This window comes from Jiangella aurantiaca (assembly GCF_004349105.1).
GTDB classification, from domain to species: domain Bacteria; phylum Actinomycetota; class Actinomycetes; order Jiangellales; family Jiangellaceae; genus Jiangella; species Jiangella aurantiaca.
In genome coordinates, this window is the sequence record NZ_SMLB01000041.1 from 1 (window position 1) to 12,893 (window position 12,893).

Annotated in this window: 7 protein-coding genes, 2 tRNA genes and 1 pseudogene; all 10 read right to left on the reverse strand. The window is 68.2% G+C overall.

The window, feature by feature from the left end:
* Positions 1–810: pseudogene (locus E1262_RS22530) on the reverse strand (hypothetical protein); the annotation flags it as partial.
* Between the two features lie 25 nt (positions 811–835).
* On the reverse strand, positions 836–2,176 hold the full coding sequence (locus E1262_RS22535; RefSeq protein ID WP_132105839.1) for a pectate lyase family protein: 1,341 nt from the start codon (positions 2,174–2,176) through the stop codon (positions 836–838).
* Between the two features lie 51 nt (positions 2,177–2,227).
* Positions 2,228–3,910 (reverse strand): FAD-dependent oxidoreductase, encoded by a 1,683-nt coding sequence (locus E1262_RS22540; RefSeq protein ID WP_132105841.1) that lies wholly within the window; start codon positions 3,908–3,910, stop codon positions 2,228–2,230.
* A 3-nt stretch (positions 3,911–3,913) separates the two neighbouring features.
* Positions 3,914–4,735, reverse strand: a complete 822-nt coding sequence (locus E1262_RS22545; RefSeq protein WP_162606034.1) for a carbohydrate ABC transporter permease — start codon at positions 4,733–4,735, stop codon at positions 3,914–3,916.
* 80 nt (positions 4,736–4,815) lie between these two features.
* Positions 4,816–5,652: a carbohydrate ABC transporter permease gene (locus tag E1262_RS22550; protein WP_162606035.1), complete on the reverse strand. Its 837-nt coding sequence runs from the start codon at positions 5,650–5,652 to the stop codon at positions 4,816–4,818.
* A 109-nt stretch (positions 5,653–5,761) separates the two neighbouring features.
* Complete coding sequence (locus E1262_RS22555) at positions 5,762–7,084, reverse strand: ABC transporter substrate-binding protein (RefSeq protein WP_132105847.1); 1,323 nt, start codon at positions 7,082–7,084, stop codon at positions 5,762–5,764.
* An 89-nt stretch (positions 7,085–7,173) separates the two neighbouring features.
* Positions 7,174–8,223 (reverse strand): LacI family DNA-binding transcriptional regulator, encoded by a 1,050-nt coding sequence (locus E1262_RS22560; protein ID WP_203454221.1) that lies wholly within the window; start codon positions 8,221–8,223, stop codon positions 7,174–7,176.
* A gap of 1,162 nt (positions 8,224–9,385) precedes the next feature.
* Positions 9,386–9,458, reverse strand: a tRNA-Glu gene (locus E1262_RS22570).
* 90 nt (positions 9,459–9,548) lie between these two features.
* Positions 9,549–9,620 (reverse strand) — tRNA-Gln (locus tag E1262_RS22575).
* Between the two features lie 93 nt (positions 9,621–9,713).
* Positions 9,714–12,893: a DUF2961 domain-containing protein gene (locus tag E1262_RS22580; protein WP_132105849.1), complete on the reverse strand. Its 3,180-nt coding sequence runs from the start codon at positions 12,891–12,893 to the stop codon at positions 9,714–9,716.

Below are 12,893 nucleotides of genomic sequence, written 5' to 3' on the forward strand. Positions count from 1 at the left end.
CCAACCCTCCCGCCCGCGGCTGGTCCACACCGTTCCGACGAACGTCGCGGCCGACGCATTCCTCGCGGCGACTCCGATGTGGCAGGCACCGATGACGCCGCCCTGGAACAAGGTCAGAGTCGACGTGTTCTCCACGCCGATATGGCAGTGCCCTATACGGACGTCTTCGAAGGTCACGTCGTCGAACGATCCGCTCGGATAGTCGTTGGGGTCGATGATCCCGCCGATTCCCCGGTTCGAGAAATGCTCGATCCGAAGATTCCGCACCCGCGGATTCTTGACCTTCAACGGTGACGGGCCCGGATTCGGGTCGCCGATGACGAGGCCGTCGTCGATCCAGGTGTCGCCATCGATCGCGCCATCGATGTAGAGCTCCTCGAACCCGGCTGCCGCGTGGGCGGAGATGCGCGCGAACGGAGAGAAGTTCGCGGCGGCTTTCAAGTAGCTGATCTTCGGGTAGTGGGTGACGAGGTCGCCCCGGACGAGCACACCGGTTCTGTTGTTGTCGATGGTGCCGGTGATGTAATACGTGCCAGGCTGTAGGTAGACCGTCCCACCTCCGCTGTCGCCGACGGCTTGGATGGCGGCGTTGATCTGTGCCGTGTCGTTCGTGCCGTCGGTCTGGAAGTCGTCGGTGGACTCAGGGCCGACGGTCACCCAGATCCTCGACTGGAGCCCGTTGGGTGCGGCATGTGCGGTCTGTGCGGGCAGGCCGCCCGCTCCTGCGGCGGCCGCGCCGACGACACCCGCGGCTCCGGCGCGGAGGACATGTCGGCGGGTCGGCGGCGTCGGTGCGGTGGTGGGTTCCATGCGTATCCCTCCCGACTCCGCCCGCTCACCGGACGCTCTGAGATCGGGAGGTCTCGCGCCAGGACCAGCCGTCCCAGATCAAGGTGAGGATGTCGACGGCGTACGACCCGGTGGAAAGCTCCAGGCTCCCGCCGGCCACCTTGAGGTTGTCCGGCCAGGTCGCCTGGTGCCCGCCGGCCGCGTCCTGCGTGAGCTGAAGCGTCAACGTGTCGCCCCGATATCCACCCTTCGGAAGCGTCACCTGGATGTCATCGGTCAGGGTCGCCGCGATGTGCTGACCCCGGACCCGATCGAACACCACGGAGCCGGCGACGGTCCCGTACGAGTGGTGCGTGTTGTCGTTGTTGAGCACGTTGCCGATGTTGACCAGCGGATCATAGGTCTCGCCGCCGGCGAGGGTGCAGCCGGTGATGGCGATGTGCCGGCTTCGGATGTGCGTTCGTGAGTCCTGCCAGGCCTTGTTCCCGGCTCCCAGAGCGAAGACGCACCCGGTGACGGTGATGTTGTGGGTCGGATACGTGTCCGTGTCCTGGAAGTGGATGCCCACGGCCGCGGTGTTGAACTCACAGTTGACGATCTTGATCTTGTTGCTGGACTTGATGTTGAGCCAGGTCTGCACCGAACCACCGCTGAACCACACGTTCGATATCCAGCACTGAGTCTGATACTGCAGGTCGATGCCGATCCCGGAGTTCGCCGACACGATGCTGTTGGAGATGAACAGCGCGCCTGGAATGGTGGGCCCGGTCGGATCGATGTCCGGGTCCGCGTCCCATACGGTGGTGATCGAGTTCGTGGCGCCCCGCATCCGGCAGAGATTCACGACAGCGCAGTCGGCATTTCCGAGCTTGAGCAGGTTCGTCGTCCGCCCGCCGCCGTCGAGCGTGAGCTGCTCGAACTGGACCCCGTGCGTGAGGTCATCGTTGGCTACCGGATTCGGGTCGGCGGCCGAGGAGAACATGTCGGTCAGCGGTGCGGCGGCGACGAGCGCGGTGCCGCCGACGGTGTTGCTTGCGGACTTCACGAACTCCTCACCGACGATGCGCACGTGCGGATCGAAGGGAAAGGTGATCGTGGACGTGATGTTGTAGATCCCAGTCCGGATGTAGACGATCCCGCCGCCCTGTCCGGCAACGTGATCGATCGCCGCCTGGATCTGTGCGGTGTCGTTCGTGCCGTCGGTGGGAAAGTCGTCCGTTCCGTCGTTACCGACGGTGACGAAGGCTTTCGCTTGCAATCGACGCACTCGCGCGGCGTCGGCCGTTGGCGCCAGGGCGGCGACGGCTCCCATGCCGACCAGGCTTGCGGCTCCGGCGCGAAACAGGTGACGACGCTGCGTTCCCTTCGGGGTGGATGTGGCTTCCATGCCGTGCTCCTCTCTGAGACGGGACAGCTTTGAGTCCGGGTTCGGTTCCGTTCACGTCGATGTCGCGTCGATCAGCTGGGGTCGGGCCGGGTGCCGGCCGCACGACGTGGTGCGGATCTCGTTGGGCCAGGCCAGCGGGACTCCCAGGCCGGCGGTCAAACGGTGTTGGAAGTCCGCGAGCCGCCGGCGGTCGGCACGGACGGCTCGCGGCGGGACGCCCCTGGTCAAGGATTCGGCGACCAGTGCCCCCACGGCCTCGCCGATGCTCCACTCGACCGGATGGAGGCGGTAACAGCCGTTGGTGATGTGTGTGGTGCCGACGTTCTTCGCCGCCGGCAGGAGGTTCTCCACCCGGACCGGCAACAGGGCACCCAGGGGGATCTGGAAGGGATAGCAGTCGACATCGACATAGGTCCGGCCGGCCGTGCTGGGGTGCAGGTCGATGCGGTAGGACCCGATGCCGACACTGTCGTCGAACACCTCCGATCCGGCGAGGCCGCCTCTGGCGTCGACCCCGACGTGCTGTTCCACCACTGTGAACTCGGCCTTGATCCGGCGCGCCTCCCGGACGTACGGCATCTTCGCCAGGCCGTCGGCGGTGTCGACGACGTCGGGCCGCAACCGCAGGCCGGGATATCCGTGGCCGCCGTCCACACGCGGCGCCTCGGTCTGCATCCAGTACAGGAAGGACAGCGACAGGTCACGCGCACGGTCCAGGGCGCGTTCCCGGGTCTGAGCGTCGACACCCAGCAGGGGGAGCTCCCAGTAGTCGATCTGAGGCCAGTTGACCAGGGTGATGTCGGACTCGCCGATCTCGGCGGGATCCACCGGACCGGCCATGGCGCCATCGGCGCCGCCGTGGTGGTCGAACAAGTGGCTCGCCAGAATGCGGCGGTAGCGCCACAGATCGCGCGCACCGTTCTCCCGGACGCTGTCGAAGATGAAGCGGTCGCGCCGGGCCAGGCTGATGGGTTCGACGTCGGTCCACGACAGCTGCGGCCCCGGCCAGAAGGGCGCCACCGTCGTATGCCAATCGTCGTAGCCGACCGGCTTGTCGGTGAGGTGGTTCTCGCCCGCTCGATGTTCGATGGGGAAGCACCACGAGATTGCCTGCTGATCGAGTGGGTCGGCGTGCGGGGCGGCGTGTGGCTCGCCTGTCTCGTCCTGACCCTCCGCTCCGATAACGTGCTCCACACCGGCGAGCTCCAGCAGGTCACCGAGCTCCGTGGCATCGACGACGTAGTCAGCGGCGATGTTCACGCGGGCACCGTCGGCGTGCCGATCGAACGAGACCGCTTCGACCCGGTCGCCGGCGCAGCTCACCGCCGCCGGGCGATGCCGCATGAGGGTCGTGAGGCGCCCGAACGCGCGCCAAGGCGCCAGCATCTCGTCGATGGCCGCAACGGCTACGCGGGGCTCGTGACACAGTGGGCTGACGTAGCCCAGACCGGGATTCAGCAGAAGGTCGGCCGCGGCCGGTTCCCGGAGCGGATAGTTGCGCCGGTAATAGTCGCGGATCTTCCGGCGTAGCCGCCGGTAGCTCGGCGAGGAGTAGCGAGACTCGATCCACGGATGCTCGTCCGGCGGTACCGCTTGGCTGGTCAGCTGTCCACCGAGCCAGTCGGTCTCCTCGGTGAGCACCACCGTGGCGCCGAGCTGAGCGGCGGTCAACGCCGCAGCTACGCCGCCGAGCCCGCCGCCGACGACGAGCACGTCGCATCGCAGGTCAGACATGGATCACCCCTTCACGCCACCTTCGGAGAGGCCGGCGATGAAACTGCGCTGGTTGAAGATGAAGACAGCCACGACCGGCAAGACCACCAGCACCGCGCCGGCCATGGCCGGGCCGTACATGACATTTCCACCGGTCAAGAACTTGGACAGGGCGAGTTGCACCGTCTCCGCCTCGAGGGAGCTGGTGACGACGAGGGGCCACAGGAAGTCGTCCCACACGGCGGTGAAAGAGAAGATCGCCACGACGGCCACGAGCGGACGAGCCAGCGGGACATAGATCCGCCAGAACGTGGTGAGCTCGTTCGCCCCGTCGATACGCGCGGCCTCGCCGAGATCGTCGTCCAGGCCCAGGAAGTATTGCCGCGCGAGGAAGATGTTGAGCGGGGCGATCAGGTGTGGCAGCACCACCGCGCCCAGTGAGTCCAGTAGACCCGTTCCGCCCTGGCCGAGCAGGTCGTTCCCGCCGACCAGTGGAAATCCCTTCGTCATGAGGAACAACGGGATGAGCGTGACCGCGACCGGGACCATCGCCGTGGAGATCATCAGGAGGAAGACGAGCGTGCCCCCGCGAAACGGCAGCTTGGCGAAGGCATAGCCGGCCAGCACCGCGAAAGTGCAGTTGACCAGCACAGCGACGCCGGCCACGATCGTCGAGTTGATCATGGCCCTTCCGACGTTCCCGGATGTCCACGCGGTGGCGAAGTTCTCGAAGGTCGGATCAGCCGGCAGGATCTGCGGAACGTCGGTGAAGACCTCGGCCTCCGGCTTGAACGCGATCGACAGCATCCACAGGAACGGCATCATGACCAGCACCGTGGCGATCAAGAGCACGAGGAACGTCCCCGGCCGCCGACGGGTCGCCCACCGCAGGCGGATCCGTCCACTACCGGCCATGCTTGCCGACGTCATGGGTTCCTCCCCATCCGGCGCAGGACCATGAACGAGAACACGAAGATCAGCGCGAACAAGACGAACGCCATCGCACTGGCCGTGCCGAACCGGTTGTTCTGGAAGGCCTCCTCGTAGATGAGGAAGTTGGTGGTCGTCGTCGAGCGGAGCGGTCCCCCACCGGTCAGGATGAAGATCTCCGCGAACGACTGCGCCAGATAGACGATGTTGAGAATGACGACGTAGGTGGTCACCGGTCGCAGGCCAGGAAGCGTGACGTAGCGGAACCGCTGCCACGCGTTCGCGCCGTCCATGGTCGCGGCCTCGTAGAGCGCCCGTGGAATCGCCTGCAGACCGGCGAGGAAGAGCACCATGTTGCCGCCCAGGGCCTTCCAGATCCGCATCCCGGCGACCGCATGAAGTGCGCTGCCCTCGTCGAGCAGCCAGGTCCGGGGTTCCAGACCCACCTGCCCCAGCACATGGTTGAACCAGCCGTCCGGCGAGTAGAGCCACAGCCACACCAGGCTGACCGCGGCCAGCGGAACGATGCGCGGGAGGAACAGCCCGGCCCGGAACAGGCCGATCCCTCGGGTGCTGCGGTTGGCCAGCAACGCCAGACCAAGAGCGAACGCCACGGCGAACGGCAGCACCTCGGCGACGAACTGGACGGTGACGCGGACCGACGCGTGGAAGTCCGCGTCATTCAGCAGGCCGGCGTAGTTGTCGAAGCCCACGAGTTCCGGACCGCCCCGGTCCAGCGGGCTGTAGGTGGTGAGGCTGAGGTATAGCCCGTAGAGGACCGGGAACAGGTGGAAGATGCCGATGTAGCCGGCAGCCGGAGCGACGAAGAGCATGCCCATCAGCCGCCGCTGCGACGCTGGCCCTCTCCGGCGCGGGCGCCCCGACCGGCGCGGGATCCGGTGCGGTGCGGGTGCCGGCGGGCGTACCGCAGTAGTCATGCCTCTACTCGCCGGCCAGCAGTGGTCCGGCCTCGGCGGCGGCGTCGTCGAGCGCCTGTCGAGGTGAGACCTCACCGTGCAGCGCGCGCTCGAGATGCTTGTCAAGGAGGTTGCGCACCTCCACCCATGCGGGAACGTTCGGGCTAGCGACGAACTGGGAACCCGCCTCGATGAACGACGCGATCAACGGCTCGGATGCGACGTAGTCGCCGTCCACCGCCGAGGCCCGGACCGGGATCTGGCCGGTGACCTCGGCATAGCTCTCGGCGACCTCCGCCGAGAGCATGAACTCCATGAATGCCCAGGCCAGCTCCTTGTTGTCCGAGTCCTTGCTCATGAACAGGCCGGGGCCGGGCCCACCGAACATGACAGCGTCGGCGGCTCCACTCATCGGCTCGATGAGTGCGATCTGCTCGGCCAGCTCCGGACGGGCGCGCGCGATCTGGACGGCCTGTCCCGACGTGACCATCACCATCGCGGCAGCTCCGGTGGCGAGTGGGTTCTGGGCCGCCGGCTGGTTGGCGAAGTCCGCGCCGAGCAGGTCAGATACCGGCGAATCACCCTGATGCAAACCGACGAAGTACTCCAGCGCGCGCACGCCGGCGTCCGACGTCCACGCCACCTCCGTGCCGTCCTCGGAGAGCAGTTGACCTCCTTCGGAGCCGAGTAGGCCCATGAAGGACTGGACGCGCTGGATGCTCCCGGTCTGCAGGATGAGCCCGGCGGTGTCGTCGTCGGTGAGTTGGACCGCGGCGTCGTAGGCGTCGGTCCAGCTGGCCGGCGGACCGTCCGGATCGAGCCCCGCCGCGGCGAACAGATCCTTCCGGTAGGCGATGAGACGGCCCTCTCCCCCGAGCGGGATCATGTACTGCGTGCCGTCGACCTGTCCGCCGACGAGGAAGGACGCGAGGTCGTCGAGGTCCGCGGGGTCCATCGTCTCGACGAATTCGTCGAGCGGTTCGAGTCGATCCGCCTCCACGAGCCCCGCGGCGGCCGCCGGGCCGTGACCGAACACGTCTGGCGCTGTGCCGCCGGCGAAGCCCGTGTTGAGTCTGGTGGAGACGTCCTCCCACGGGACGAACGTGACCTCGACGTCGGCGTCGTGCATGGACTCGAATCGCGGTACGAGCTTGTCGGTGACGAGTTCGATCTCGTCAGGGTTGTTGCCGGGGAACCAGACCGTCAGGGATCCGCCGTCATTGGATTCTGCGTCGTGGGTGCCGGCGCCGGTGTCGGCACTGCCGCCACCGGTGCCGCACCCGGCCAGCACCAGGACCGATGCTGCCGTGAGTGCTGCCAGCCAAGGCTGGCAAGACATTGTGCGCATGAGTCTCTTCCTTCCGTGACCGTCGACGATGCCCACAGGCAACCGCCGGTGATGGAGTGGAGGGACTGTTCAGTCGTGCGACGACGAGCTCAGCGCCTGGGTGGCGCCGCCGCGATCGTCGAGTCGTCTGGAGCCGTGCAGGGCAGAAGGATCTGGAACTCTCGCGGCACGTCCGGCGCGGTGAGCATGTCGACGAGTAGACGTACCGCCTCGCGTCCCATCTGGTTGCGCGGTATCCCCAACGTGCTCCAGCGCCGTGACGCAGAGGAGCCGCCGGAGGCGCCGATGAGCGCTATGGACAGGTCGTCCGGGATCGACAAGCCGCGTGCAGCCGAGTATTCGGCGATGCGCATCGCGACCTCCTGCCTCTCGACGAGAAATGCCGTCACGCCGGTGGCGAGACTCCGGTCCAGCCACTGCGCGGTGACATCGTCCTGTTCGAGGTATGCGACGCCCGGAGTGATTCCATTGCTCGCGCACCCGGATCGATAGCCGGCCTCTCTGTCCCGGGACGCCTCGTACCGCTCGGCATAGCCGACGTAGCTGACCTGGCGATGACCCAGTGTGGTCAGCCTTCCGACCAACTCGGCGGTCGCCGACGAGTAGTCGGCACCCACCCACGCGATCTCCGTGTCGGGAACATCACGACGTCCCACGTGGACGAACGGATAACCGTCTGCGGCGAGGCGAGCCAAGTCGGAGTTGTTGCTCCCGATACCGAGAAGCACACTGCCGTCGGCCACGTTCAGGCGGTTTGCGCCGTCGCGATAGACCCGACGCTGGCCGGTGGGGTCCTCGGTTGAGGTGAACAGGACCAGGTCGTAGCCCACGGCAACGGCCTGCTCTTCGATTCCGATCAGGAACTCGTGATAGAAGTCGCGCTGGCTGATGGGAAAGACCGACTCGAAGGTGTGCACGCCGAGGAGCCGATTGCGCTTCCCCTTCAAACTGCGCGCTGCTGTGTTGGCGACATAACCAAGCTCCCGGGCGGCATCCATGATCCGCTGAGCGGTCTCACGCGGTATGCGCTGCTCCGCCGACCGTCCGCCGATGACCGCCGAGACCGCTCCTTGGGACACGCCGGCCGCTCTGGCGATGTCAGCCTGCGTCGGCGCCTGACGGCGGTGTCGGACTGCCACGGTTGCCCCCTGCTTTTTCGTAATAGCCATGTGCGATTCGAAGCTGCTGTAGTGCTAATACGTAATAGCGAAGATTAGACCTGTCGTGCCCGGCTGTCAACCAATTGGCCTGAGGACTTACGCCTGCGGGGGCCCGACCTGCCGATGGACGGCTGGGCTGGATCCATCTAGACCATCCTGATCACCGACCACCAGGTCACCGTCGTCGAGCGATCCACCGGCGAAATCCTGGCCACCCACACCATCGACCCGACCCGCACCTACTGGCGCAACGAACGGGTGTCCCGACATCGCGCTTCCTGGTCGAAAGCCGCACGTTCGACGGCCGGATCCAGTTGCTCGAGTACGTTCCCACGGTGCTCGATGGGCCACCTGGCGCCGGGGACTGGACACGTCGAGGGACCTGACCGAAGGGTCCGAGCCCAGGCCGCGCCGTCAGCTGCGCTGGATGAACTGTGGCTCGATCAGCTCGGTGCGGTTCGGGTGCGGGCCTCGATTCGTTCCCGTGCGCCGGGCGGCCGGAATCACGCCATGGAGCAGCGGATCCTGCGTGGCGTGCTGCCGGCTCGAGAGCCGCTCGGCGAGATCCTTCTCGATCTCGGCCAGCGATTCGGCACCGGCAAGGTTGTGCGTCTCGTGCGGATCCGCTTCCAGGTCGTACAGCTCGACGCGGGGACGTGGCGCCAGGTCGTCGATCCCCTGGGCCGAGGGCGACAGGGCGACGCATCGACACCGTCACCGAGCACAGGTGCGCAACCGCGATCAGCAGGCCCTCGGAGGAGACTCCGCACGATCGTGAGGAGGGCGGCCAAGCCGAGCTTGAGACCATTGCAGCACGACAGCAACACGACGAGATGCAGCCAGCCGGGCCCGCCGGACGCCGCGCCGTACGCGCACAACGCGGCGACCACGAAGAAGCCGGCGGCCAGCAGCTCGCCCCACGACGACGACCGCTCGATCCGCGCGCGAGTGCATCGACGGCGACGCCGACCGCCACCGCCTACGGATCGAGGAAGCGCTGAGCCGGCCGGAGACCGCTCAGAAACTTGGCCACGTATTCCCCAAGAACAGCCGTAGAGAGCCGCCTACAGCCGTTGACGGCCGACAGACGATAACGGCCCCTCACCTAGGTTCTAGCAGGTGAGGGGCCGTTTCATGAGCGTAGCCCCGACGGGATTCGAACCCGCGCTACCGCCTTGAGAGGGCGGCGTGCTAGGCCGCTACACAACGGGGCCGTTGCGACCGTGGTCGCGAGGTGAAACTGTACCCGAGCCTCGCTCCGACTCCAAACCGGCTGGAGATCGTCGCCTGGGCCGTGCCGGGCGCTGGGGTACCAGGACTCGAACCTAGACTAACTGAACCAGAATCAGTCGTGCTGCCAATTACACCATACCCCACTGGATCGCACGGGTTTCCCCACGCGACCGCCCGGTAAGGATAGCGGTCGGGCCGCGTCCGAACCAAACCGGCGGCCCGGCCGCCATCCATGATCACGCCAGCCGCAGCAGCAGCCGGTCCAGCCCCACCAGGAACCCGGTGGCCGCGGCGTTGCGCCCGGTCAGAGTGAGCGTCAGCGAATGTGCTCCAGCCGACAGCTCGAGCGACCCGAGCGGCACCGGGTCGGCGATCCGGACGGCGTTGTTGAAGCCGTCGAACGCGGGCCCGATCGGCGCGCCGTCGATCGACAACTGGACGATGCCGTAGTCGATCGCCTGGGTGAGCACCGCCGAGAGCTCGTACCGGCCGGTCGTCGGCACGTCGAAGCGCAACGTCGCCGCGTCCGACGCCGACGAGGCCCGGAACCACAGCTGCGCTCCGCCCGACCACGACACCCCGCAGCAGTTGCCCTGGGGCTCGATCGGCGCGGTGGCCGAGACCGCGGGCAGCAGCGACTCGGCCTCGACACTCAGCGTGCGGCCGCTCGTGCCGCTCACCGCGTCCGAGTAAGGACCGGCGTTGCCGGACGAGTCGACGGCGCGCACGCGGTAGTGCCAGGTCTCCCCCAGCCCCAGTCCAGCATGGACGAAGCCCGGGGACGTCACCGTGCCCACCAGGGTCGACTGCGACGGCGTGAAGCCCGGCTCCCGCGACGCGTGTACCTCGTAGCGGGCCACCGCCACGTCGTCGGTCGCGGGGTCCCAGCGGACGGAGACGGCGTTCGCCTCTGTGCCCTCCGCGACCACCCCCGACACCGGCGACGGCGCCGACCGGTCCGCGAACGGGCGGACGTGCGACAGGATCTCGTAGGACGCGGCGGTCCACGCAGGTGCGCCCTCGATCGGCGACAGTGTCACCGTCAGTGACGACTTCCCGGCCGTCAGTGCCGGCGGCAGCTCGAACTCGTCGTGCAGCCAGCGCGAGTGCGTGTTCCGCAACGGCTGCCGCCACACGCCCGCGGCGACGCCGTCGACCGACACCGTCACCGCCTGACCGGCCTCGGCCTGGTCGGACAGCCGCCGCAGCCGGACGCCGCCGTTGCGCGGGTCGACGTCCACCTCGTACGACACAGCGGCAGAAGCGTCCGACACCGTCGCCGTCACCGGGACCACATCGTCGTCGCCCTCGAAGGTGGAGGTCAGCATCCGGCCGCCCGCACCGGCGGGCACGGCGTCGGTGACCCGCAGCGCGGCCTCGTCGCGGTGGCCGTACCAGAACGCCGTCGATCCGTAGACCGCCGGCTCGTTCGCCGTCGGGCCGTGCTCGATGCCGAACCGCAGCCCGGTGCGGAACTCCACGGCGTCGGTGATCATCAGCCGGTACGCGGCGTCGCACTGGTACTCGCAGCCGAACCCGCGCGTCTCCATCTCCGGCGCGCCGTTCATCGGGTTGGAGAACTCGTTGCGGTTGAAGTACCAGCCGCCCTCGTAGAAGTCCTCCGAGCCGGTGCCGTTGATCTGCGGCGTCCGCGCGCCGTCGACGTACACCCGCTCGTCGCCCTCGAGGTAGTTGCGGACGTTGCCGCCGGTGATGCGGCCCTCCATGGTGTGGTTGACGCCCACGAACTTGCCGTGGCCGACCACGTCGAGGAAGACCCAGTCGCGGCCGGACTCGGTGTCGCCGCGGCGGCTCTCGGCCCGGAAGTAGCCCAGCGACGGCGACCCGCCGCGCAGCCCACGCGCGACCGACGGGTCCCGGGCGTAGGTGATCGACGACGACCCTGCCTCGAGCGCCACGTCGGACTCGTTGACCAGCGTCACCTCCGCCGACCGGCCGTACGGCATCGGCCACCACGCGCGGTACCAGCCGTCGTCCGCGGTGTCCATCGCGTACATCAGCGACCGCACCTCGTTCTCGCCCAGCCCGGAGCCGAAGAACTCGCCGACCGGCGCGTCCACCGTCTGCTCGCCGTCGAAGGAGATCCGCAGCCGCAGGCCGCTCAGCAGGGCGTCGGACGCGGCGACGACGGGCTCCTGGCCGGGGTCGGCCGGGTAGGTGTACGTCCGCTCGCCCTGCCACCGCTGCTCGACGATGACGTAGTCGTGCGCGACCTCGCTCTCCCGAGCGGCCGCCGACGCGCCGACGTCCACCTCGTCGGTCCGCACCGGCGAGCCGTCGACGACGGAGTCCACCCAGTAGCGGAACTCGTTGTAGTCGATCCCGGCGGAGACGAACGTGTTCGTGATCGTGATCTCCGACTTGCCCGCGGTGGCCGACGCCGGCAGCTCCACCGTCTGGTCGGCCCACTCCCCGCCGGTGCCGGGCAGCGGCTGCCACTCCGCCACCTGGACCCCGTCGACGGAGACCGTGGCACGCTGGTCGGCCGAGAACGTGTCCAGCCGCCGGGTGAGCCGCACGCCGTCGTTGTCCGGGTCGACGGCGACGGTGAACGTGCTGGTCCCGACGTGGGCGCGGCCGTCGTCGGTGACGCTCGGGCCCTCCTCCGGCCCGACCACCTGCGGCAGCTGGAGCGCGAGCTCCGTCAGCAGCCCGGAACCGCTGAAGCGGCCCAGCCGGACGCTCTCCCCCGCCGCCAGCTCGAAGTCGCGTTTCGTCGTCCGGGCGTCCGGGCGCGCGGGCTTCGGGTCCGCCGTCCCGTAGGCCTCGAGCGTCGCCAGCACGTCCTCCGGCACTGCCGCCGGGTCGAACGTCTCCACGCCCTCGGCGGTGGCGAACGTGCGGTGCGTGACGTGGTGGAACAGCGGGTTGTTCGTGGTCGAGACGCGCATCGACTCGCGGTACGGCATGGGCACCTTGATGGTGACGCCGCCGGAGCTCTGGTCGGCGTTCGCGACCAGCGGGAACACGAACGGCGGGCCGAGCTCGCCGTCCACGACGTCCTGGAGCGGGGCGTCGAGCACCACCGCGCCGTCCAGCTCGACGACGATGCTGCCGCTCGCCGAGACGTTGCCGCCGTCGCGGGTGAACCAGATCGAGTCGATCTCGCCGGCGCCCGTGTGCTCGGCGATCACGCAGCCGTGCTCGCCCTGGCGCAGGCACGAGTAGGTGCCGACGAACCCGTCGTCGTTGCCGCCGGCGCGGTCGTGGCTGGAGAACTGCTCGGCGCCGACGCCGGTGTGCAGCTCTGGCAGCCGGTCCAGCTGCCGGAAGACGTCCCAGCCGACGGCTCCGTTGGGATTCCCGACGGGCTCAGGCGCGGCGCCCGCGGCCGGTGCGGCCGCGGCCGGAGCGGCGACGAGGGCGGTGATCAGGATCAGTCGTGCCAGCTTCAT